The 22,849-nt window shown below is 73.7% G+C and carries 19 protein-coding genes; 10 read left to right on the plus strand and 9 right to left on the minus strand.

Annotated features, from left to right (window positions below; translation table 11 throughout):
- Together gap and trxA are read right to left on the minus strand one after the other, a co-directional pair.
- Entirely contained in the window at window positions 1-1,026 is a 1,026-nt protein-coding gene (gap, locus tag WME98_RS13655; protein WP_061622050.1) for a type I glyceraldehyde-3-phosphate dehydrogenase, read from the minus strand.
- A 238-nt stretch (window positions 1,027-1,264) separates the two neighbouring features.
- The gene (gene trxA, locus WME98_RS13660) at window positions 1,265-1,588 is read right to left on the minus strand and encodes a thioredoxin (RefSeq protein ID WP_061622051.1); all 324 of its coding nucleotides are present in this window, start codon (window positions 1,586-1,588) and stop codon (window positions 1,265-1,267) included.
- Window positions 1,589-1,830: 242 nt separating this feature from the next.
- Between trxA and WME98_RS13665 the strand changes: the two genes are divergently transcribed.
- Window positions 1,831-2,427, plus strand: a complete 597-nt coding sequence (locus WME98_RS13665) for a GyrI-like domain-containing protein (protein ID WP_437333730.1) — start codon at window positions 1,831-1,833, stop codon at window positions 2,425-2,427.
- A 100-nt stretch (window positions 2,428-2,527) separates the two neighbouring features.
- A complete protein-coding gene (locus WME98_RS13670) occupies window positions 2,528-3,250 on the plus strand; it encodes a polyprenol monophosphomannose synthase (protein WP_437951703.1) in 723 nt (240 codons plus the stop codon).
- A 34-nt stretch (window positions 3,251-3,284) separates the two neighbouring features.
- Here WME98_RS13670 and WME98_RS13675 read toward each other — a convergent pair whose 3' ends face one another.
- On the minus strand, window positions 3,285-4,685 hold the full coding sequence (locus WME98_RS13675; protein ID WP_437951705.1) for a serine/threonine protein kinase: 1,401 nt from the start codon (window positions 4,683-4,685) through the stop codon (window positions 3,285-3,287).
- A 127-nt stretch (window positions 4,686-4,812) separates the two neighbouring features.
- Between WME98_RS13675 and WME98_RS13680 the strand changes: the two genes are divergently transcribed.
- Entirely contained in the window at window positions 4,813-5,715 is a 903-nt protein-coding gene (locus WME98_RS13680) for a slipin family protein (RefSeq protein WP_061621350.1), read from the plus strand.
- The gene (locus WME98_RS13685; protein ID WP_437951711.1) at window positions 5,712-6,686 is read left to right on the plus strand and encodes a hypothetical protein; all 975 of its coding nucleotides are present in this window, start codon (window positions 5,712-5,714) and stop codon (window positions 6,684-6,686) included. Before WME98_RS13680 ends, WME98_RS13685 begins: the two co-directional genes overlap by 4 nt.
- A gap of 65 nt (window positions 6,687-6,751) precedes the next feature.
- Here WME98_RS13685 and WME98_RS13690 read toward each other — a convergent pair whose 3' ends face one another.
- A complete protein-coding gene (locus WME98_RS13690) occupies window positions 6,752-7,417 on the minus strand; it encodes an alpha-ketoglutarate-dependent dioxygenase AlkB family protein (RefSeq protein ID WP_437951713.1) in 666 nt (221 codons plus the stop codon).
- A 122-nt stretch (window positions 7,418-7,539) separates the two neighbouring features.
- On the opposite strand from WME98_RS13690, the gene WME98_RS13695 reads away from it, so the two are divergent.
- Both WME98_RS13695 and WME98_RS13700 read left to right on the plus strand, forming a co-directional pair.
- Window positions 7,540-9,168: an N-acyl-D-amino-acid deacylase family protein gene (locus WME98_RS13695; RefSeq protein ID WP_437951715.1), complete on the plus strand. Its 1,629-nt coding sequence runs from the start codon at window positions 7,540-7,542 to the stop codon at window positions 9,166-9,168.
- A gap of 171 nt (window positions 9,169-9,339) precedes the next feature.
- The gene (locus WME98_RS13700; RefSeq protein WP_437951716.1) at window positions 9,340-10,608 is read left to right on the plus strand and encodes a multidrug effflux MFS transporter; all 1,269 of its coding nucleotides are present in this window, start codon (window positions 9,340-9,342) and stop codon (window positions 10,606-10,608) included.
- Here the strand turns inward: WME98_RS13700 and WME98_RS13705 are convergent.
- Window positions 10,541-11,164, minus strand: a complete 624-nt coding sequence (locus WME98_RS13705) for a hypothetical protein (protein ID WP_437333738.1) — start codon at window positions 11,162-11,164, stop codon at window positions 10,541-10,543. The genes WME98_RS13700 and WME98_RS13705 overlap by 68 nt on opposite strands.
- 178 nt (window positions 11,165-11,342) lie before the next feature.
- Window positions 11,343-11,729 (minus strand): hypothetical protein, encoded by a 387-nt coding sequence (locus tag WME98_RS13710; protein WP_061624036.1) that lies wholly within the window; start codon window positions 11,727-11,729, stop codon window positions 11,343-11,345.
- A gap of 498 nt (window positions 11,730-12,227) precedes the next feature.
- Between WME98_RS13710 and WME98_RS13715 the strand changes: the two genes are divergently transcribed.
- A complete protein-coding gene (locus tag WME98_RS13715; protein ID WP_437568862.1) occupies window positions 12,228-12,392 on the plus strand; it encodes a hypothetical protein in 165 nt (54 codons plus the stop codon).
- Window positions 12,393-12,413: 21 nt separating this feature from the next.
- Here WME98_RS13715 and WME98_RS13720 read toward each other — a convergent pair whose 3' ends face one another.
- Together WME98_RS13720 and WME98_RS13725 are read right to left on the minus strand one after the other, a co-directional pair.
- Window positions 12,414-13,373: a gluconeogenesis factor YvcK family protein gene (locus WME98_RS13720; protein WP_437333740.1), complete on the minus strand. Its 960-nt coding sequence runs from the start codon at window positions 13,371-13,373 to the stop codon at window positions 12,414-12,416.
- Window positions 13,374-13,418: 45 nt separating this feature from the next.
- Entirely contained in the window at window positions 13,419-14,177 is a 759-nt protein-coding gene (locus WME98_RS13725; protein WP_437953979.1) for a DNA methyltransferase, read from the minus strand.
- A 784-nt stretch (window positions 14,178-14,961) separates the two neighbouring features.
- Between WME98_RS13725 and WME98_RS13730 the strand changes: the two genes are divergently transcribed.
- On the plus strand, window positions 14,962-15,729 hold the full coding sequence (locus WME98_RS13730) for a hypothetical protein (RefSeq protein WP_437951717.1): 768 nt from the start codon (window positions 14,962-14,964) through the stop codon (window positions 15,727-15,729).
- Window positions 15,730-15,830: 101 nt separating this feature from the next.
- On the opposite strand, the gene WME98_RS13735 is transcribed toward WME98_RS13730, so the two are convergent.
- Entirely contained in the window at window positions 15,831-17,258 is a 1,428-nt protein-coding gene (locus WME98_RS13735) for a serine/threonine-protein kinase (RefSeq protein WP_437951718.1), read from the minus strand.
- Window positions 17,259-17,485: 227 nt separating this feature from the next.
- Between WME98_RS13735 and WME98_RS13740 the strand changes: the two genes are divergently transcribed.
- Both WME98_RS13740 and WME98_RS13745 read left to right on the plus strand, forming a co-directional pair.
- Window positions 17,486-21,511: a protein kinase domain-containing protein gene (locus tag WME98_RS13740; protein WP_437951719.1), complete on the plus strand. Its 4,026-nt coding sequence runs from the start codon at window positions 17,486-17,488 to the stop codon at window positions 21,509-21,511.
- A 482-nt stretch (window positions 21,512-21,993) separates the two neighbouring features.
- On the plus strand, window positions 21,994-22,746 hold the full coding sequence (locus WME98_RS13745; RefSeq protein ID WP_437951720.1) for a hypothetical protein: 753 nt from the start codon (window positions 21,994-21,996) through the stop codon (window positions 22,744-22,746).
- The last annotated feature ends 103 nt before the right edge of the window (window positions 22,747-22,849 follow it).

Here is a 22,849-nt window from a genome sequence, read left to right on the forward strand (position 1 = left end):
CTACACGCCCTTCTTCGCCACGAGCTGCGCGAGGTCGATCATGCGGTTCGAGAAGCCCCACTCGTTGTCGTACCACGAGAAGATCTTCGCGAACCGGTCGCCGAGGACCGACGTCATGGTGGCGTCGAACGTGCTGGACGCCGGCGAGCCGATGAAGTCGCCCGAGACGAGCTCCCGGTCGGTGTAGTTGAGGACGTCCTTCATCGGACCCTGCTCCGCGGCCTGCTTCATCGCGGCGTGGATGCTGTCCTTCGTGATCGGCTTCTCGGTCTCGAGGGTGAGGTCCACGAGCGAGACGTCGACCGTGGGGACGCGGATCGCGAGCCCGTCGAACTTGCCCTTGAGCGCCGGGATGACCTCGGAGAGCGCCTTCGCGGCGCCGGTGCTCGAGGGGATCATGTTGACCGCGGCGGCGCGCGCGCGGCGCAGGTCGCCCTTCCGGTGCGGGATGTCGAGCAGGTGCTGGTCGTTCGTGTACGAGTGCACCGTCGTCATCAGGCCGCGGACGATGCCGAAGTTGTCGAGCATGACCTTGGCGATGGGGGCGAGGCAGTTCGTCGTGCAGGAGCCGCACGAGATGACCGTGTGCTTCTGCGCGTCGTAGAGCTCGTCGTTCACGCCCATGACGACCGTGAGGTCGTGGCCCTTGGCCGGCGCGCTGATGATCACGCGCTTGGCGCCCGCGTTGATGTGGCCGGCGGCCTTCGCCTTGTCCGTGAAGAGGCCCGTGCACTCGAGCACGATGTCCACGCCGAGGTTCTTCCACGGCAGCTCGGCCGGGTCCTTCAGCGCGAGGACCTCGATCTTCTGGTCGCCGATGCTGATGTACTTGTCGCCGGCGCCGACCTTCGCCGCCTTGAACTCGCGGTGGATCGAGTCGTACTGGAAGAGGTGGGCGAGGGTCTTCGGATCCGTCAGGTCGTTGATGGCGACCAGCTCGATATCCTTCACGCCGCGCTCGTAGAGCGCGCGGACAATGCAGCGTCCGATGCGCCCAAAACCGTTAATTGCGATCTTCGTCGCCATCACGAACTCCTGGGAAAGTGGCCGGCGCGATACGTAGTCACCTCGCGCGCGACGGTCAAGCAAAGCCTCAGCGCGCGCGACGCAGGCGATGAAGCGGCCTCTCGCCGCGGCGCAGCGGCAGGTGCGCGCCGGGGCCGGCTGGTCGGGCGAGGCGTTCGGGCGGGTGTTTCGGTCGGCGCTTCGGTCGGCGCGCTGGCGAGGCTTCGTCGCGCAGGCCTCCAGGCGGGGAGCGCTCGGCTCAGACGCCGAGGAGCTGGATGAGCTTCTCGCGGGTCGTGAGGCCGACCTGCTGCCCCGTCTTCTCGCCGCCCTGGAACACCATCACCGTCGGAACGCTCCGCACCCCGTACTTGCGGGTGGTCTCCGGAGCGCCGTCGATGTCGAGCTTGGCGACCTTCACCTTGCCCTGGAACTCGTCCGCGATCTTGTCGACGATCGGGGCGAGCGCCTTGCAGGGCCCGCACCAGGTGGCCGTGAAATCCACGAGAACGGGGACGGGGGATTTCAGGACTTCGGCCTCGAAATTCTGGTCGGTGAGGGTGTGGACGTTCTGGCTCGCCATGTTTGTCTCCGTCGGTGCCGCGCTGTTCAGGTTCCGGGCCGCACCCCTGTGCGGAGGGTGCGACCCCACGAGTTGACCGAGGCTGCTCCAGCCGGTCGGCCCGATGCAGAGCGGACGCCCTGTCGGGCAAGGAAAGTAACTGGCGCGCACGTCTCCGGCAACCGCCAACCGGCACGGCGCCGGGCGCGCGCCCGGCGAAACCTTCCGCTCGCGCCGCCGGTTTGGTAGATCGACCGACCCGGATGGCGTCGGACGAACCTCCCCCGAAGCACCTCGGCCGCCCGCGAGGCCGCGGCGCTCCCGCGGCGGCCGCGGCGACGACGGGCGGCTACGACGTCGAGGAGACGTGGCGACAGACGGCCCGGGCGCTCGTCGTGCCGCTCGAGCGCGCCCTCACGCTCCCCGCGCTCCGCGCCGCCTTCGCGCGGCTGACCGCGGTGGCCGCGCGGCAGAAGCTCACGATCGCCGAGGACCCGCTGTTCGGCCTGAGAGGCGATCCCGAGAACGATCCGCCGGCGCGGTGGGGCTACGAGGCCGTGCTCCCGATCCGAGGCGCGGCCAGGCGGGAGGGCGACGTGACGGTCATGCGCATCGACGGCGGCATGCACCTCGCCGCGACCACGCCGCGCGGCCTCGACGATCTGAAGCGCCTCTACGGCTACCTGCTCGGTACGCGTTTCCCCGCGAAGCATCAGCAGCTGACGCGGCCGTACATCCTCCACCGCCTCGCGGACGGCCAGGCGCGCGCGCCCGACGAGGCGATCGCGGTCGCGGTCTACGCGCCGGCGGTGCTCTCGATCGCGCCGGTGCCGGTGCCGGCCGACGAACCGGAGGCCTGAGCGCTGGCGGACGCCCGCGCAGCACGACGCGCACGATTCGACGCACGATTCGACGCACGATTCGCCGCACGAGCGCCCGCTCGCGCAGCGCCGAGCCAGGATGGCCCCCCGAATCCTCGTCATCACGCCGACGTACAACGAGCGAGACAACCTCGCCGAGTTCGTGAGCTCCGTCCTCGCGACGGTCCCGGACGCGCACGTGCTCGTCGTCGACGACGCGTCGCCCGACGGGACGGGCGCCCTCGGCGATGCGCTCGCCGCGCGCGACGGGCGCGTCCGCGTGCTCCATCGACCGGCCAAGCTCGGGCTCGGCACGGCCTACCTGGAGGGGTTCCAGCGCGCGCTCGACGGCGGCTACGACGTCGCGTTCGAGATGGACGCGGACCTCTCGCACGACCCGGGACACCTGCCCGCCTTCCTCGACGCGATCGCCGGGGGCGCGGACGTGGTCCTCGGCTCGCGCAACATGCCGGGGGGCGGCGTCGAGGGCTGGGGCCTCGGGCGGCACGTGCTCTCGAAGGGCGGCTCGCTCTACGCGCGCACCATCCTGGGCGTCGGCGTCCGCGACATGACGACCGGCTACAAGGCGTTCACGCGGCGCGCGCTCCTCGCGCTCGATCTCGGCAGCGTGCGCTCGAACGGCTACGCCTTCCAGATCGAGACGACCTACCGGGCGCTCCGCAAAGGGCTCCGCGTCGTCGAGGTGCCGATCGTGTTCGTCGACCGCCGCGCCGGCCGCTCGAAGATGAGCCGGAGGATCTTCGCCGAGGCGATCGTCGAGGTCTTCCGCCTGAAGCTCGACGCCGCGCGCGGGCGCATCTGACCCCCGCGCCCGCAGGAGCGCGCTCGACCCGCCGTCAACCGCCGCCCGTCCTCGACGGCCTCGACGCGGCGGCCGACCGGGTCCGCCCGTCGGCCTCCGGCGCGTCGAGCTCCTCGTCCAGCGCCTCGTCGGCGTCGGCGTCATGGATGCGCGAGCGCCCGGGGGCCTCCTGGTCCTCGACGCGCACGCGCGCCGCCGCGCCCTGATCGCGCCGGGCGGCGCCGTCCGGCGCGGGGCGCCCGCGGACGGCGCGGGTGGCGCGGCGCAGCGCGAGCTCGGCGACGCGGCCGGCCCGGCGCACGCTCGGCGCCGCCTGCTCGCGCAGCACCCGGCCGAACACCAGCGACAGCAGCGTCAGCACCGTCGGCACGACCACCCCGAGCGCGAGGCCGACCGCGATGCGCGCGACCGTGAGGCCGAACAGCGCGCCCGCGAGCGGCAGGCCGTCGAGGCCGCGCCACGGCGCCGCTGCCTCGTCGTGCTCGCGCGCGCGCCGGTCCTCCTTGCGGGCGCGCCGCTCCGCCTTGCGCGCGTCGCGGTAGGCCTTCCGCGCCTCGCGCTCCGCCTTGCGCGCGTCGCGGTACGCCGTGCGCGCGTCGCGCTCCGAGGGGCGCCCGGCGCGCGGCCGCTCCGAGGCGCCGCCGCCCGCGTCGAGCGCCGCGAGCAGCGGCGCGATGCGCGCGGCACGGCGCTCCGGATCGGGCTCCAGCATCGCGGAGAGGGCCCGGACGAGGCTGGGATCCGCGCGGCCGCCGAGCGCCGCGGCCACGTCGATCGCGAGCCCCCGGTGCGGCAGGTTCTCCGGCTCCTCGCCGGTGAGCAGGCAGAGCGCGGTCGCGCCGACGGCGTAGACGTCCGACGCGGGCAGCGCGCGGCCCTGGAACTGCTCCGGCGCCATGTACCCGAAGGTGCCGACCACGGTGCTCCCGCCCTCGGGGCGCAGGCGATCGCGGACCGCGCCGAAATCGACGATCGCGAAGGAGCCGTCGGGCCTGCGGATCACGTTGTTCGGCTTGATGTCGCGGTGGATGACCGGCGGCGCGCGGCCGTGCAGGTAGTCGAGCACGCCCGAAGCGTCGCGCAGGAACCGGACGATCTCGTCCCGCCCGAGCACCGCGCGGCGGCGGCGCATCGCGCCGAGGCTCTCGCCGTCGATCTTCTCCATCACGAGGAAGAGCGCTCCGTCCTCCTCGAAATGATCGAGGTAGGCGGGCAGGCTCGGGTGCGAGAGCGAGGCGAGCACGCGCGCCTCGCGCTCGGCGAGCTCCACGCCCTTCCAGCTCAAGGCGCCGCGGATCTGGAACCGCTTGATCGCGACGAGCTTGCCGAGCCGCTTGTCGACCGCCTCGAGCGTGTGCCCCTGAGCCCCTTCGCCCAGGGCGCGCGTGACCACGTAGCGCCCGTCGCGCAACGCCTGGCTCGGCTCGGTGCTCATCGCGGGAGCGAGGGTACACCGCCCGCGCAGCGGCACCAGGGCGAAGCCGTGCCGGCGCGACCGCGGGCGGACGCCCGCGCCCGGGGCGCGCCGCCGCCGCGGAGCGCTCTGCTAGAGTCGACGGGCCATGACCCTGATCCTCACCCTGCTCGCGACGTTCACGGTCGCCTACCTCGCCTCGGGGCTGCGGCAGATCAACCAGTGGGAGGCGGCGCTGCGCTTCACGCTCGGCAAGCTGACGGGCCGCGTGTCCCCGGGCGTCACGATGTTCCTGCCGGGGCTCCAGGAGCTGCGGCGCATCGACATGCGGATGAAGAACCGCGATCTCCTCCGGCAGATGGTGATCACCCGCGACAACGTGACCACGATGGTCGACGCGGTCGTCTACTACCGCGTCGTCGATCCGGAGAAGGCCACGCTGGCCGTCGAGAACTACGAGACGGCGATGAAGGACCGCGCCAAGGTCGTGCTGCGCGACGTGGTGGGCGAGACGCGGCTCGACGAGCTGCTCGCCCACCGCGAGGAGGTCGCCGCCAAGGTGCGCGCGCAGGTCGAGGCGGTCGCGGAGGCGTGGGGGCTGCACGTGGAGATGATCGGCCTCCAGGACATCGCGCTGCCGCCGCAGATGCAGGAGGTGCTCGCGAAGGGGGCCATCGCCGAGCGCGATCGGCGCTACGTGATCATCAAGAGCGAGGCCGACGTGGAGAGCGCGAAGAACTTCGCCGAGGCGGCGAGCATCCTCGCGCGCTCCCCCGGGGCGATGGAGCTCCGGCGCTTCGAGGCGCTGGCGAACCTGAGCCAGGGCAACACCAAGGTGATCTTCGACCTGGCGAAGCCGTACGACGACGTGCGGCACGCCGCGGCGGCCATGGCGGAGGCGGCCGCGACCGAGGTGCAGCCGGTGCGCGTCCGGGAGGGGCACCACCCGGTCGACGCCGAGGCGCAGCGCGAGGCCGAGGCCGCCCTCGAGGCGGACGCCGCGCTCGAGGAGCAGCGCACGGCGCGGCGCGGGCGCATGGGCGGGGCGTGATCCCGGCGCTGACCGCGCTCAAGGCCGCGGCCGTGGCGCTGCTCGAGGCGCGCGGCGAGCGCGGCCTCGCGGCCCTCATCGCCGGCGCCGAGCTCGCGCTCGCCGGGCCGCCCCAGCGGTGGACGATCGGCTCGCGCGAGGTGAGCGCGCTGCGCCTCTCGCTCGCCGTCGACGCGCCCGCGTTCGCGGCGCTCACGGCGGACGCGGCCCGCCTCGCGGCGGCGAAGGACGCGTTCGCGAGCGCGGTGCGCACCCCGGAGACGGAGCTCGCCGATCTGACGCCGCTCCTGCGCCTGCCCGGCGTCGGGCGCGGCTGGAACCACGTCTACCGGGAGGCCGCGTTCCCGGCCGCGACGGAGCGACCGCCCCCCGACGCGGTCCTCGGCGGGGCGGCGGCGCTGCTCGAGGCCTCGGGCGACGCGCGCGGCGCGGCGATGCTCCGCCGCGCGCGGCTCGAGGCGGCGCAGGTCCCGAGCAGCGGCGGGGTCGCGCTGGTCCGCTGCGTGGTGCGGCTCGACCCGGCGGACCGCGCCGCGCTCGACCGCGACGGCGAGCGCGCGGAGCGGCTGCAGCGCGCCGTGCGCAGCGCCGGCACGCGCGCGGCCGAGGCGGTCGCGTCCGTCGAGCTCGCCACGGCGCTCGCCCCGCTCGGCGGGTCGACGCCGCTCGGCCCGGCCGAAGCGCCGAGCGCCCGGCTCGCGCGGGCGCTCGAGGCGCGCGGCGCCGTCGTGGTGCCCGTCTCCCGCGACGACGGCGGGCCGGGCGGCGGGGGCGTGGAGCTCGCCGTCGTGGCGTCCGGGGAGCTCCTGCGCGTCCGGATCGCCGCGTCCAGCCCGGGGCGCGAGCGCGGCCACGGCGGGTGGAAAGCCGAGGAGATCCGCGCAATTACGGTCGCTGCCCAGGACGCGGCGACGCCGGAGCGGGCCAGGGAGCTGGCCGCGCTGCTCCTCGGCGGCGGCGAGCTCGCCTGACCGCGCGGCGGGAGGGGCTCGCCCGGCCTCGCGGCGCACCGTCGCCAGGGCGGCGCGCCGCCGCGCTACGCCCCCGCCCCGGCGCGCGGGCCCTGCCCGAGGATGCGCCGGAAGGTCAGGTTGATGCGCGGCCCCGCGCCGCGCTGCTTGGGCACGCCGTGGCGGTGGTGGTGCTGGGTGGTCCCGCCCATCACCAGGAGGCTCCCCCCGCCGAGCTCCAGCTCGACCGCGGGAGCGTCCTTCCATTTCCGGGCGGGCTTGATGACGAAGCGGCGCGGCGCGCCGAGCGACACGGAGGCGATCAGCGGATTTTGCCCGAGCTCCTTCTCCGCGTCGGCGTGGAAGCCCATGGAGTCGTCGCCGCCGCGGTAGTAGTTCAAGAGCACGCTGTTGAATGCTGGGCGTGGCGCGCGCGACGCGCGCGGCGGCTCGGCCACGGGGAGCTCGGCGCACGCCGACTCCACGCGCGCCTTGAGCTCGGCGAGCGGCGGCGACCACGGGTCGGGCGAGAGCGTCAGCCCCGAGTAGGTGTAGACCGCGCCGGGGTCGCCGTACCACGCCGACAGCCGCGGCTGGAGGAACTCGCTGCCGAAGAGCTTGATCTTGTCCTGCCGCCACGCGACGCCGGCCCGCAGCGCCTCGAAGAGCGCGTCCGCCTCGGCGCGCGGGAGCCACGGATCGAGGAGGGCGAACCAGCCGCCCTCGACGAGGTGCTCGATCCGCGTGCGCACGAGGACCGACTAGCGCGCTCGCCGCGCGCGCGCCAGGCAGCGCCGATGGGGCGCCTCGTGGCGCTCGCCGGGCACGCGCGCTCGTTCGGGCGGAGCGACGCCTCACCGACAGGGGGTTTCCGATGGATTTCGATCTCGTCGTTTCGCGGGGGACGATCCTCGACGGCAGCGGCCAGCCTCGCTACCTGGCGGATCTGGGGATCCAGCACGGCAAGCTGGCGGCGATCGCCGGGCCGGGCGCGCTCCGCGGAGGACGCACGCTCGACGCCGGCGGGCTCGCCGTCGCCCCCGGCTTCATCGACGTCCACTCGCACGTCGACTGGCTCCTCCCGCTGCCGGATCACGAGCGCGTCCTCGCGCCGATGGTCGCCCAGGGCATCACGACCGTGGTGGCGGGTAATTGCGGGCACTCCCCTGCCCCGGTCACCGACGCGTCGATCCCGCTGGTGGAGCGCTCCGCGGAGATCCTGAAGGACGGAGCGCTCGCCTATCCGTGGCGATCGATGGGCGAGCTCCTGAGCGCCCTCGAGGGCGGCGGGCTGCTCGTCAACGCGGCGCTCCTCGTCGGCCACGGCACGCTCCGTCAAGCGGTCATGGGCAACAGCGCCGCTCGCCCGAGCGCGGAGCAGATGGCGGCGCTCTGCGCCCTCGCGCGCGCGTCGCTCCGCGAGGGCGCGTTCGGGCTCTCGGCCGGGCTGGCCTACACGCCGGGGGTCTTCGCGCGCAGGGACGAGCTCCTCGGCCTGCTCCGGACCGTGGCCGACGAGGGCGCCGTGTTCACGGTCCACGGCCGGGCCTACACGTGGGTCTCGCCGTTCTACAGGCCGCTGCTCCTCGGCCCGCCGCACAACCTCCGCTCCGTCCGCGAGCTGCTCGGCCTGGCCGAGGAGGGCCGCGCGAAGATCCAGCTCTCGCACCAGATCTTCATCGGCCGTCGGACGTGGCCCACGGTGCCGTGGGTGCTCCGCGCGATCGAGCGGGCCGTGGACCGAGGGGTCGACGCCGCGTTCGACGCGTTCCCCTACACGGTCGGCAACACCACGGTGAACGCCCTCTTCCCCGCGTGGGTGCTCGACGGCTTTCGCGCCCGCATCAACGACCCGGCGGTCCTCCGGAGGCTCCGGCGGGAGTTCGCGATGTTCCGGCTGCTCCTCGGGCTGGAGTACGCGGACATCCGGCTGCTCTGGGGCGCGGCGCCCGAGCTCGCCGAGCTCGAGGGGCTCGACTTCGAGGAGATCGCGGGGCGCCTCGGCAAGAGCGCGTTCGACGCCTACGTGCACGTCGCCCGCGTGAGCGACGGCCGGGCGCGGGTCCTCCTGGACACGTACTCCGGCGTGGGTGCGCGGGACGAGCCGCTCCGGACCGTGCTCTCGCACCCGCTCTGCGCGTTCGAGACCGACGCCATCCTCACCCGGCGCGGCCGGCACAACCCGGCGTCGTTCGGCACGTTCCCGCGTGTGCTCGGCCACTACAGCCGCGACCTCGGCCTGTTCCGGCTCGAGGAGGCCGTGCGCCGGATGACCTCGCTGCCCGCCGAGCGGATCGGGCTCCGCGGCGTGGGGCGCATCGCGCCCGGGCACTCGGCGGATCTCGTCGTCTTCGATCCGGCCGCGGTGGCGGACAACACGACGCCGCGGCGAGCGGACGCGCCGCCGTCGGGGATCCGGGCCGTCCTGATCGCCGGCGAGGTGGTGGCGCAGGACGGCGCGCTGACGAGCAAGACGCGGCAAGGGCGCGTGCTGCGCAGGTAGAGGGCCGGTCGCGGCGCGACGGCCGTGCGCCCCGGGCGCGCTCAACGGAGCGACGCCGCGCAGCCGGCACGTCGCGGGCGCCCGCGTCGCCACGGCCGCTGGGCGTTCCTGGCCGAGGGGCGCCGTGTGTTCTACATAGCTCGTCTGCCAACGATGCCGAGCTCGCCCGTCATGCGAAGGAGCCCCGGTTTCCTCGCCCTCATCCTCGGCGCGCTCATGGCGCTGGGCCCGCTCTCCATCGACATGTACCTGCCGAGCCTGCCGACGCTGCAGCGCGAGCTCGGCACCACCGCCTCCGCGGTGCAGCTCACGCTCGCCGCGTACTTCGCGGGGCTCGGGCTGGGGCAGCTCGCCTACGGGCCGCTGACCGATCGGTTCGGCCGCAAGCGCCCCCTGTACGCCGGCCTCGCGCTCTACGTGCTCGCGTCGCTCGGGTGCGCGCTCGCGCCGAACGTGCAGTCGCTCATCGCGCTCCGCTTCCTCCAGGCCGCGGGCGGCGCCGCGGGGCAGGTCGTGACGCGGGCCGTGGTCCGCGATCTCTACGGCGGGGCCGCCGCCGCGCGGCTGCTCTCGCTGCTCATGCTCGTCATGGGGGCCGCTCCCATCCTCGCGCCGACCCTCGGCAGCTGGATGCTCCTCGTCGCCGGCTGGCGCGTCATCTTCGCGCTGCTCGCGGCGCTCGGCCTCGGCTGCCTCGCGCTCATGGCCGCCGCGCTGCCCGAGACGGCGGCCTCGCGGACCGAGCGGCTCGACCTCCGCGCGATCGGCGCGCACCTGCGCGCCATCGGGCGGGATCACGCCTTCGTCGCGTACACGCTGACGGGCTCCTTCGGCCAGGCCGGCCTGTTCGCGTACATCTCGGGCTCGCCGTTCGTGCTCATCGAGCTGTTTCACGTGTCGCCCCAGCACTACAGCTGGATCTTCGGCGCGAACGCGTTCGGCCTCATCGCCGCCTCTCAGCTGAACCACCGGCTGCTCGCGCGGAGGTCGCCCGCCTGGCTGCTCGCGCGGGCGACGGCCGTGACCACGGCGATCGGCGTGGTCCTCCTCGCGGTCGCGGTCAGCCGCTGGGGCGGGCTCACCGCCGTCGTCGGCTCGATCTTCGCGTTCATGGCGAGCCTCGGCTTCATCAACGCCAACGCGACGGCGCTGGCCATGGACGGGCAAGCCGCGCGCGCGGGGCTCGCCTCCGCGGCGCTCGGCTCGGTTCAGTTCGCGATCGCGGCCTGCGCCTCGTCGCTGGTCGGTCTCCTGAACGACGGCTCCATGCGGCCGATGGCGGCCGTCATGGCCGCCTGCGGCGCGGCCTCATGGCTCGCGGGCGCGGCGGCCCGGCGGCTCGACGCGAGCGCCGCGTCGGCCGCGCACCGCTTCACCGCTCCGCCGATCTCTCGGCGAGCCACGCCGGATATCCCTTCGAGTCCGCGGCCTCCAGCCTGAGGTCGGGCTGCTCCGCGAACACCGCCCGGCCCACGCCGTAGAGCGCCTCGAGCAGGCTCTCCTCCGGGCCGAACGCCTCGAGCCCAAGCGTCCACGCCGCCGGCGCGGCGGTGCCCTTGCCGTCCACGAGGTCGACGCGGGTCAGCTCCACCGCGCACCCGGCGCCGGGGATCCTCTCGCCCGTCGCCTCGGCGACGCGGCCGCTCGCCAGCCCGAACACCCGCACCCGGCGCTCTTTCCTGAGCGTCGTCCACCCGCGCCCCCCGTCATCGGCGTCCGTCGACCGGTGAGACAGCTTGGTCCACCGCTCCAGCTCGCCCAGGATCGTGGGCGAGAAGTGGATCGGGCCGAAGGCGCAGCGGCGGAACTTCGTCTCCAGGCTCGCCGCCCCGCCGCGCATCTTGATCCCGAGATCGGCGCGCTGGACGCGGAGGTAGCGGTCGGTCCGCGGCGGCCCGGACGACGGCGCGCCCGAAAACCACGACGTGAGCCGCTGCACCCGGGCGTCGTCGACGGGCAGAAACCAGCGAACCTCGAAGCTCTCGTGGAGATGCATGGCGTCCTCCTGACCCGTGCGCAGGCGGCGCGCGCGCCCCCATCGCTTCGTGCGAGGAGACGGGAGCGCGTGCGCCGTCGGCGCGGCGGAGGCTGGGTCAGGGCCGGTTCAGGCTGCCATCGCCGAGCGCTGCGCGCTCCGGCGAGCGACCCTGCACATACCGCCGTGGGTCGCTGGATCAGGCCCTCGACGAGGCCCGGAACGAGTCGGACACGACCTTCTTCGCGAAGTCGACGATCTGATCCTTCGGGGCGTTCTGGATCGCGTACTTGACCACGTAGCCGCCGGCGAGGAGGGTGAGCTGGCGCAGGATCTTCGAGCTCGCGAGCACGCCGATCGCGAACGCCGCTCCGCCAATCGCGATGGGAACGATGTAGGGGACGTCCTTGACCTTGCTCTGCACGTCCTTGGCGAACTTGAGCAGCATGTCGAGGCTCATCCCGCCGTCGCCGCCCTGCGCCTGCTGCGAGCTCGACTCCTGCGAGCCGGCCTCCTGCGAGCCGCCCTCGTAGATCCCGTTCTTGTACCCGGTCGAAGTGTACTGGTCGTTACCGATGGTGCTCATAGCGCTCTACCTCGTCCTGAATGATCAAGCCTCTGAGATGGCGATAGCTCCCGGCTCTATGCGAAGCACATACCAGTCTGGAGAATCGCGCAACGGGCGGCGCAGCGACGGCGCTTCGAGCCGCCTGCGCCAGCAGCGAGGGCGAGCGCGTGCGCGGGCGCTCGCCGGCGATGGGGCAACTTGGCCGGGCGTGGCAAATGATCTCGCCTCAAGGGCTCACGCGCCGTCGGCGCTCCGACGAGGACACCGGGACGCGGACGGAGCCCGGCGCGGCTCCGTCCGCGAGGGCGATGTGGGCGGGGCCAGGCGAGCGTCCGGCGATCCAGGGAACACACCTCGCAACACGTAGCTTATATTACTTTTCACGCTCTCAACGAGGTTGCGGCGGTCGAGGACGTTGGCGGTCGGCCGGCGCCAGGCGACCAGGCGACGAGGAGAGCACGGAGGTCGTCCGCGGCGCGGCACGACGGGGTCTGCCGCGCCCACCCGGATCGGCAGGTGGCGGTCGTCGTGCCCGAGGTGGTCGAGTCACACTGGTACCATTACCTGCTCCACAACCACACCGCCTCGATCCTCAAATGGCTCCTGCTCTTCCGCGGCGGGAAGGGCATCGTGATCGTCAACACGCCCTTCTACCTGTACGACGCGCCGAAGGCGGCGTGACGGGCCGAGCGCCCGCGGAGCTCACCACCACGCGCGCTCTTTGGCGAGCGACACGATCGCGGCCGAGAGCTTGTGCGGGTCGTGGCGGATCAGCTTGCCGCCGAACAGCAGATCGGCGGGGACGAGGAGGTCGGAGGCGAGCCGCCGGTCCGGCGAGGTCACGACCGGCTCGGAGCCGGCGGAGGCGTACTCCGGCAGGCTGGCCGAGGGCCACACGTCGTTGAACAGCACGGCGTCGAGCCGGGCCTCGCCGAGGTACATCGCGATGGTCCCCACGAAGTCCTCGACCGTGTAGCCGGGTGTCTCGTTGGGCTTGGTCATGAGATTGCACACGAACAGCGCGCGCGCGCGGCTCGCCGCGATCGCCTCGCGCACCCCCTTGACGAGGAGGTTCGGCACGAGGCTCGTATAGAGATCGCCCGGACCGAGGATGATGAGATCCGCGTCCGCGATCGCCTCGAGCGCGGCTGGATAGGCCACGGCCTCCGGGTCGAGATAGACCGAGAGCACCGGCGCATCGAGCATGTCGGAGAGGTTGTCAATCGACGCTTCCCCGCGGATGGTCCGGTCGTTCTCGAGGCACATCACGAGATCGACATGGTCCATCGTGACGGGGAGGACGCGGTTCTTGACGGAGAAGATCTCGTGCAGGCGCTCGACCGTGAGGGGGAGCGAGCCGGTGATCTCCTGCACCGCGGTGAATATCAGGTTGCGCAGGGTGTGGCCGCCGAGGCTCCCCGAGCGGAAGCGGTGGCTGAGCAGCTCCTTCAGCGCGTCCGGGTGCTCGGACAGGGCGACGAGGCAACGCGTGAAGTCGCCGGGGGGCAGGAGGCCGTACTCGTCCCGGAGCCTGCCGGAGCTCCCGCCCGAGTCCATCATGGTCACGATCGCGGTGATCCGGGCGCTCAGGTCGCGCAGGCCCGTGAGGAGCGTGTAATGGCCCGTTCCTCCTCCCACCGTCACGATCTTCGGCGTCGCCATGGCGGAGCAGGGTACCACGCGGGCGAGCGGGGCCGACACCGGCCGTCACGCCGCCGAGATCGCGGCGCGCGGCTGCGGCATGCACTTCGCGAGGCGGCTCGAGGCGACGGCGTGGTACGTGGGCGCGATCTCGGCGCTGTAGCAGCGCCTCCCCGCCGCGAACGCCGCCACCGCGACCGAGCAGAGCCCGCCGAACGGCTCCCAGACGACATCGCCCGGATCGGACGACGCCCGGATGATGCGATCGAGCAGCTTGAGGGGCTTCTGGTTGCCGTGGACGGAGCGAGTCTCCTCCTTGAAGCGCTCGGCGCCGCGGACCGCGGGCTCGTGCCAGACGTTGGTCACCCCGACCTCGCAATGGAACTTCGCGCGCAGGCTCGCCCATTCATGGCCCGTCAGCGGCCGCTTGCCGTCGACCGAGAAGTAGGGGCGCCCCTCGGCGCGGCCGTGCGCGTTCGCGAACGCGACGATCCGCTCGAACGCCGAGGCGGGGGGGTAATACCAGAGATGGCAGCGCGTGAAATACTTCCTCGTGGCGGCGTTCTTCACGCCGCACGCCTCGTTCGTCTGGCGCAGCGGGAGGCCCGAGCGCTCCCATTCGTGCCGCAGCCAGGCCTTGAGGGGCAGCCGCACGCCGCCGCTCTCCAGCAGGACCTTGCGCACGTACTGCACGCACACCTCGCTCACGACCGGGAACTTGCGCAGCGTCCGGGTGTTCGCGTTGCCGGCGATGTGAGCGATCCCCTTGTCCCACACATGGCAGCTCCGGTACTCCCAGCCGTGCTGAGCGAGCAGCGGGTGCACGGTCGCCCAGCCGACCTCGGTCCCCCAGAACCACAGGGTGGCCGACGGCAAGGCGCGCTCCGACCAGACGGCGACGTGGGGCGCGTACCAGGCGGCGAGCCCCTCGTGCGTCGGGGGGTCGCCGGGAAAGCCGGAGACGCCATACGCGCCGTCGGAGACGATCACCGTGGGCCTCGGCCACGAGGCATAGTGATCCAACGAGTCGCCGAGCGTCAGGACGGGGTGGAGGTCGGTCGATGCGCGCTTCACGGGGGGCACGTGGCCATCCAATCGAACTGCGCGGATCTGTCAACAAAACGGCGGAAATAGGCGCCGGCGGCCCCGCCGGCGGGCCGGCCGGGCCCGGGGGAGCGCGCCCCGGCGCGCGGGGGCCGTCACCCCCCGCCCTCCGGATAGCGGTGCTCGACAGGGCCCCGGGCCGCGATCACCGCCGCTCCGCGCGCCCGCGGTGCGCGCCGCCGCGCGTCCCTATGAAGACGTGCACGGATGTCGTCCGGAGAAGGCGCGCTGTGGAGATGGAGGGAACGCTGTTCGAATGAAGCCAACTGTGGCGCGTGGCGCGTGAGCCAGCGAAGCGTCGAATCGCGCTGCCGAGCGCCGCGGCGACGGCTACGACGGCGATTGTAGCGGCCGAGCGACCGGCGTATGTTGGGTAGCTTCGTGCCCCACTTCGCTTTGCCGGAGCTCCGCCGCGACGCTCGCCGAGCCGCCGGCATCGGGTGAGATCACCCCACGCGGAACCATCGATTCCACACGGGAGGAAACCATGAGTGCAATGAAGTGCATGAGCTCACGATCCGTCGTTCGCGCGCTTCCAGCCTTTGCCCTGGCGGGATTGAGCCTGCTCGCGCCGCTCCCGGCAGCGGGCCAGTCGATCGAGGCGCCCAGCCATTTCTACTGGGCCGACACCCTCGTCGCGCACATCGCCCCGGAGAACAACGAATACGGCAGCGGCACGACCTATGTTTCCTGGGCCGGCGTCGAAGGGGCGACCGAGTACCGGAGCCGCAGCCTGTGCGCCTCGTTCGTCACCCACGTCATCAAGCGGGCCTATGGCCTGTCGACCTACGACATCTCCGCGTGGTTCGGCAGCACGAGCCCCAACGCCGTCCTCTACCACGACAGGATCATCGCGGAGGACGGCTTCGACGAGATCCTGACGGTGGACCAGATCCAGGCGGGCGACATCATCGCCATCGAGTATCCGCCGGGGACCACGGCCTCCGGGCACGTCGCCATCGCGGCGAGCGCCGCGGTCCCGCGCTCGGGCACCTATCCGCTCATCGCGGGCACGACCCAGTACGCGCTCGCCGTCCTCGACGCGAGCACCACGGGCCACGGGATGACGGACACCCGGCGCCAGTGGGACGGATCCTGGCACCCGGGCGTCGGGCGGGGCGACATGCGCCTCTATGCGAGCAACAGCACCGGCGCGATCGTGGGATACACCTGGAGCCCGCAAGCGGGCTCGACGTACTACTCGAGGCAGATGCGCGATATCGTGATCGGGAGGCTCACGGACTCGGGCGACGCGCTCCCCGTCCCGCAATAGCGGCGCTCTCGCCTCCCGCGCCTCCCCGCGCCTCCAGCGCCGAGCGGGCCGCCGCCGCGCCGGCTGACCCCGCGCCTCGCCAGGATCTCCGGTGCGCGGAGCTAGCGCGAGCGCGGCGCCGCCGAGAGGCGCGCCACCCGCAGGAGCTCCGGCGCGCGCTCCAGCGGCTCCGCGTCGACGTCGAGGCCGTCGAGCATCGCCGCCGTCGCGAGCACGCCGGGCAGCTCGACCTCCGGCGCCCACGCCTCGACATCCATGACCTCTCCGCCGACGACCTCCGACGCGCGCATCAGCGCCCGACCCGCGTGCAGGCAGAGGTTCACCTGCACCCGCGCGTCGCGCCCCCCGCGCTCGGAGAGCTCGCGCTCGAGCAGCAGCGCGGCCTCCACGATCTCCCGCCGCGACGCCCGGTCCGACGGCGCCGGGGCGGCGAGCTCCCTGAAGAACAGCAGCGTATTGCCCGTCTCCATCGCCGCGCCGAAGCCCCGCGCCGCGAGGAAGCGCGACGCGCGCGGCAGCACCGCATCCATGTCGGCGAGCAGCGCGTCGTCGGGCTCGTCCGCGGCGCCGCACGCCGCGCGCACCTCGACGTGGATCGCGCCCACCCGGCGCTCCTCCGGGCTCCCCGGCCGCGGCGCGGCGCTCTTGCGCGCCGCGGCCACGGCGGCGCGGAGCTCCTCGATGAACTCCGCCGCCGTCTGGTGCCGCGCGGCCGGGTCCTTGGCCATCGCGCGGAGCACCACGCCGTCGAGCTCGGGGCTCACGGGCGCCTCGCGGCTCGGGCTCGGCGGGAGCACCCAGAGGTGCATGTGCAGGAGCGTCGCGAGCATCGAGTCGAGGAACGGGAGCTTGCCTGTCAGCATGTAATAGGCGAGCGCGCCGAGGGCGTAGACGTCCGTCCTCGGGTCCGCCGCCTGCCCCCGGATCTGCTCGGGCGCCATGCACGCCGGCGTGCCGAGCAGGTGCGTCGGCGCCGTGATGCCCGGCCCCGCGTCGTCGAGGACCTTGGCGACGCCGAAGTCGAGGAGGATCACGCGCGCAGCACCACCCTCGTCGGCGATGAACACGTTCGAGGCCTTGAGATCCCGGTGCACGATCGCGCTCCTGTGGACCGCCGACAGCGCGTCGCAGACCGGCTCCAGGATCTCGAGCGCCTCCTCCGGCGAGAGCCTGCCGCGCGAGGTGATGTACGACTGGAGATCGACCCCGCGGAGGAGCTCCATCGCGAAGAACGGCCGGCCCCCGGGGATCTCGCCGCAATCGAGGATGCGGATCACGTTGGGATGGTCGATCCGCCGGATCGCCTGGATCTCGCGCTCGAACCGCACGACCGCGTCGCGGGTGAACACGAGCTCCGGGTGGAGCACCTTGACCGCCGCGCGCTCGCCGCTCTCCGCGTGCACGGCGCGGTAGACGACGCCGAAGCTGCCGTGAGCGATGCTCTGCTCGACCACGTAGTCGCCCACCCGGCTGCCCGCGGGGAGCGTCTGCGGGCGGCCCGACGACGCGGGCGCTGCGCAAGTGTCCATGCACAAAACCGCCTCACCTGCGCCGCCGCCGCACGCCGTGTCGAGCGCGTCCCGCCCATCCGACACGGCCCTTTGCGCCGCATCGTCCTGGGTCGGGGCCACCGAGCGAACGGTCTCTTGCCACACCCTCGCGGAAGAAGCACACCCCGTTCCATCGGCGTGGCCTGGGAGGAGGAAGCCTTCGTCCGGGCCGTCGAACGGGCTAAGCTCTCGTTCAAGGAGGCAGCTTGCCGCGCTGTCAGGTCTGCCATCGCCGCATTTCCGGCACGAAGCCCTGCCCGCGCGACGCTTGGCTCCCGCCGCCGAGCGACCCCCTCGACGCGGCGCAGGAGCCCGCCCCGTCGCTGCCCGGCATGACGCCGCTCGGGCGCATCGGCGCGGGCGGCTTCGCCACGGTATGGGAGGCGGCGCCGACCGAGGGCGGCGAGCCCGTCGCCCTCAAGGTCGGGCGGTGGGCGAGCCCGCCGATGGTGGAGCGATTCCGCCGCGACGCGGAGGCGCTCGCGCAGGTGGGCCCGCCGCACGTGCCCCGGGTGGTCGCGCACGGCGCGCTGCGCGACGGGCGGCCGTACATCGCGATGGAGCTCATCCGCGGCAGGACGCTCGCCGACGTGCTCGCCGAGCTCGAGGCCCCGCCGGCCGCCGAGGACGTCGTGACGCTCGGCGCGGCCATCCTCGAGTCGCTCGCGGCGGCGCACGAAAAGGGCGTGATCCACCGCGATCTGAAGCCGGAGAACCTGCTCCTGGCCGAGGGGGGGCAGCGCCTCGCGCTCCTCGATTTCGGCCTGACGAAGCACGCGCGCGCGCCGGAGGACGAGGGCCTCACGCCCCGCGGCACGGTCATCGGCACCCCGGAGTACATGGCCCCGGAGCAGATCCGCGGCGACCCGATCCAGGACGAGCGCACGGACATCTACGCGTTCGGCGTGATCCTCTACGAGCTCCTGACGCTGCGGACGCCGTTCACCGGCGATCGGGGCGAGATCGAGCACGGCCACCTCGCGCTCCGCCCGCACCGCCCCCACGAGTTCGCCGCCGTGCCCGACGCGCTGGAGCGGCTCGTCCTCGCCTGCCTCGCCAAGGAGCCCGAGCGCCGCCCGCCCGACGTCGCCGCGCTGCGGCGCGCGCTCGAGCAGGCGCGCCCGGGCGGCGCGCAGCCCGCGCCGAACGCGCAGCCCGCGCGCGGCGCGCTGCTCACCGAGGGCCGCCAGCCCGCGGTCGTGCTCGTGGTCGAGGCCAGGGGCGCCGCCGCCTTCGTGATGAGCGCCGTCGCGGCGCGCAAGGGGTTCGTGGCGAGGCAGCGCGGGGGCCGGCTCGTGTGCGTGTTCTCGGGCCTCGACGCCGACGATCCGGTGAGCGCCGCGATCGCGGTCGCCCGCGAGATCGAGGAGCGGCGCGCCGGGCGCGCGGCCGTGCACATCGCCGGGCTGATCGTGCGCCGCAAGGAGCAGGGGCCGCCCGCGGTCTACGGCGCGCCGGTCGAGCAGCCCGACGCCTGGATGCCGCGGGGCGACTGGAGCGGCGTCGTGCTCACCGCGGACCTCGTGCGCGCCCTGCCGGAGGGCGAGCTCCGCGGGCTCTCGCGCGACGCCGCGCTCTCGCCCGCGCCCTTCGCCGCGTTCTACCGGCTCGCCGAGCGGTCGGACCGCCCGCCGGGCTCCGCGAGCGCCGCGCCGCTCGTCGGCCGCGACGACATCGTCGGCGCGCTCGCGGTGAGCATGGAGGCGAGCCTCTCCGGCGGGAGCCCGGGCCTGTTCACCCTCATCGGCGAGGGGGGCCTCGGCAAGTCGCGCCTGATCGACGAGGCGGCCGCGCTCGTCCGGCGCATGCAGGAGGGGGCGCAGCTCATCGCCCTGCGCGCGGCGCAGCCGCTCGCGGGCGAGCGCGTGTCCGGCCAGCTCCTCGCCCGCGTGCTCGACGTGGACGCCGCCGCTCGGCCCGAGGAGGCGCGGGCGCGCTGCGCGGAGCGGCTCGGCGAGGCGCTCGCCGAGGAGACGTGGACGGCGGTGGCCGCGGCGCTCGGGTGGGCGCCGCCGGACGCCGCGGACGCGTCGCCGTTGTCGCTGCGGCAGAGCACGATGCGCGCGATCGCCGAGGGGCTCCGCCGCCGCGCGCGCGAGGCGCCGGTCGCGGTCCTCCTCGACGACGCGCACTGGGCCGACGACGCGGCGCTCGACGCGCTCGAGCTCGCGACGCTCGACGCGCCGGGCTGCCCGCTCTGGGTGCTCGTCGCGGCGCACCCGAGGTTCGAGGACATGCGCCGGAGCTGGGGCGCGCGCGCCGAGCGGCACGACCGGGCGGCGCTCGGGCGGCTCTCGGAGCAGGACGCGATGCGGCTCGCGGCCGAGCTCCTCCTGCCCGCGGAGTACCCGCCCGAGGCCGCGCTCCGGCAGCTCGCGGGCTGGTCCGGGTACAACCCGTCCACCCTGACCGAGCTCGTCCGGGCGCTGAAGCGCACCGGCGCGGTCCAGCGGCGCCCGACCGGGGCCTTCTACGTGGCGACCGCCGCGCTCGATCAGCTCCCGCCGCTGCCCGTGTGGCAGTGGCTGGCCGCGCGCCGGCTCGACGCGCTCTCGCCCGAGCTCGCGGCGTGCGTGCGGCTCTGCTCCGCGCTCGGGCCCGACTTCACCCGGGAGGAGGTCGAGGCGATCCAGGACGAGATCGAGCAGGCGGGCGGGGCGAGCACACCGATGGACGCCGGGGTCGGCCTGGGCGCGCTCGCCCAGCTGGGCCTGCTCGCGCGCGGCGAGCGGGGGATCTACGCGTTCGAGAGCGCGACGTTCCGCGACGCGGTCTACGACGCGCTCGCGCCGGCCCAGCGCCAGGCGATCCACGCGCACGCGTTCGCGTTCTGGCGGGCGCGCGTGGACCCCGGCGCCCCGGACCTGCGGGGGCTCGGGCACCTCTCGCGGCACGCGGCCGCGTGCGGCGAGCGCGCGACGGCGGCGTCGGCCCACCTCGCGCTCGGCGACCGGGCGGCGGCGAGCCACAGGAACGTCGAGGCCGACCAGCGCTACACGGCCGCGCTCGCGCTCCTCCCCGAGGACGACGCGCGGGGGCGCGCGCGCGCGCTCGCCGGCCGCGGCAAGGCGCGGTACTGCCTGCACCGGATCCCCGAGGCGCTCGCGGATCTCGAGCTCGCGCGCGAGCTCGCGCGGGGGCTCGGCGACGACCGGCTCACCGCCGAGCTCCTGCTCGAGGAGGCGACGGCGCTGGATCACGCGACCGACTACGCGGCGTCGGCGCGGCGCGCGTCCGAGGCGCGCGAGATCGTCGAGCGCCTCGGGGACCTCCGGCTCGACAACCGCCTGCTCATGGCGCTCGGCCGCTCGTGCTGGCGGCAGCAGCGGGTGGCGGAGGCGATCGAGCTCCTCGGCCGCGCGTCGGCCGGCGCCGCGGCCGAGGGCGACCAGGAGACGCGGGTCATCTCGCTGCTGCTCCTGTCGATGGCGCTCGTGATCGCGGGCCGGCTCGCCGACGCGGAGGCGCGCTTCTGCGAGGTGATCGCGCTCTCCAAGGAGAGGAAGGATCGGCTGCACCTCTGCTCGGCGTACGCCAACCGCGCCTACCTGTGGGCCGCGCTGAGCGCGCCCGAGCGCGGGCTCAAGGACCTGAGCCGCGCGGTCGAGCTCGCGCGCGAGATCGGCAACCCCGGGCCCGAGCACGTCGCGACGCACAACCTCGCCGAGCTCTTGCACTGGTGCGGGCGCGAGGACGAGGCGCTCGCGCTGGCGCGCCGCTCGCGCGTGCTCGACGAGCGCTTCGGCGAGCGCGACGCCCCGGACGACGCCCTGCTCATCGCCCGCATCCAGGCGGCGCGCGGCGATTTCGTGGAGGCGGCGCGCCTCGTCGCGTGGGTCGCCGAGCGGTGCAGCCCCGACGCTTCGGCGCCGGCGCTGTTCGCGCTGTTCCGGACGCTGAAGCTGGTGCTCGCCGCCGAGGGGCTGGAGGTCCCCGCGGGCGCGGAGGAGCAGGGGGACAGCTGGGAGGCGCTCACCGACTTCGCGGAGCGCACCCTGCCGGTGGAGGAGCTGCTCGAGGTGCTCTATTTCCGCGCGCGCGTGGCCGCCTCCGCCGGGCGTCACCGCGAGGCGTCGGCGGCGCTCGAGCGCGCGCGGCCCGTGCTCGCCGGCTGCCGCATGTGGCAGCCCCGCTTCGAGGCGGTGGCGGCGCTGCTGCCGGCGCCTGCCGAGCCGTCCGAGGGCGACGCGCATGCGGGCGCGCAGGGAGTGACCAAAGCTGCGCCCGGGTGAGCGCCGAACCCCGGTGCAAATCGCCTCAGCGTGGCGAGAGGGTGTCGCGGCGCCGGCGCTTCGAGCGCGCGTCCGGGAGCGAGAATTCGGGCTGAAAGCGCGCAATGCGACGGGCGCGGGAGCGGCGGGCCGTCGGGCTGATGCATTTCGCCTCAGCGCCGGGCATGAGGACGATGTAGGGGCTGCCGCGGACGTCGACCGGGTGCGATGCGGAGCCCGACCGTGCGGTGTTCCACCGTCGGTGCGACGCGGGCGGGAGCGGTCAGGCATGGCCCGACGATTGCAGCAATTTCAGCAAACCCCACCGCACTCGAAAAGAGAGGCACCCCATGGGACTTACCGCGCTACGGACGGTTGTTGCGATTCCCTGCCTTGCGTTGTTCGGCTGTGTCACGAGCGCCGATCCGGGCTCCGAGGAGGCGGTGGGCACGTCGGAACAAGAGGTGATATCGGCGAACCGGCTGTCGATGAATCGCCTCTCGATGAATCGCCTCTCGATGAACAGCCTCTCGATGAACCGCCTCACGGCGGACGGCCGCACGCTGGCCACCACGGATTTGCTGCGCGACGAGGACGGCCGTGAGCTCCTCCGCTACACCATCGCCTGCGCGCTCCCCGAGGGGAAGTCGCTCGTGGGCGCGGCGGACGGCACGACGTACAAGTTCGAGGGGCGGATCGGCCTCGCGCCCGACTGGCTGCGCTCCCCGCTCCCCGAGAAGGCGCAGCGCTGGGTCACGGCGTGCCTGCTCGCGCACGTGAACGGGTACGGCGTCGAGGTCGCGATCTCGCTGCGCGGCCGCCACCCGGCGCTGACCGCGGACAGCGCGGAGCGGCAGGCCTATCAGCAGGAGGAGATCTCCTTCTTCGGCAACGTGTTCCAGCCGCTCGGCAAGCGCGACGAGCTCGGCGACATCGGCTCGCGGATGTACGCCTGCGGCGGCGCGTTGCTCCAGCTGTCGTGCGCCGGCAACGAGACCAACTTCGCGCCGGAGCGGACGTGCGCGTCGAAGGACGACTGCAGCCTCACGTTCCTGGGCCCGTGCCGCGACCTGACGGCCCCGAAGGCCAGCGTGTGCAAGAACGCCTCCCTCGAGGGCTACGAGCGGTGCGAGGCGACGGTGACCACCCAGGGCGGCAAGTCCATGAAGACCCCTTACGACGAGGTCGTGACGGTGTTTCTGCGGCGGCCCGACTTCTCAGCCTTCTATCCGCTCTGCACGCCGCTGTTCCCCTGAGCGCGCCCGCCTGCCATCCCGCGCCGCCGTGGGATCCGCGGGGCGGCGCCTCGCCCGCTCCGTCTCCGGGGGTCTCCGCGCCACGCGAGCGCAGAGCCCGCCC

It is taken from the genome of Sorangium sp. So ce296, from assembly GCF_051529605.1.
GTDB lineage: Bacteria > Myxococcota_A > Polyangia > Polyangiales > Polyangiaceae > Sorangium > Sorangium cellulosum_D.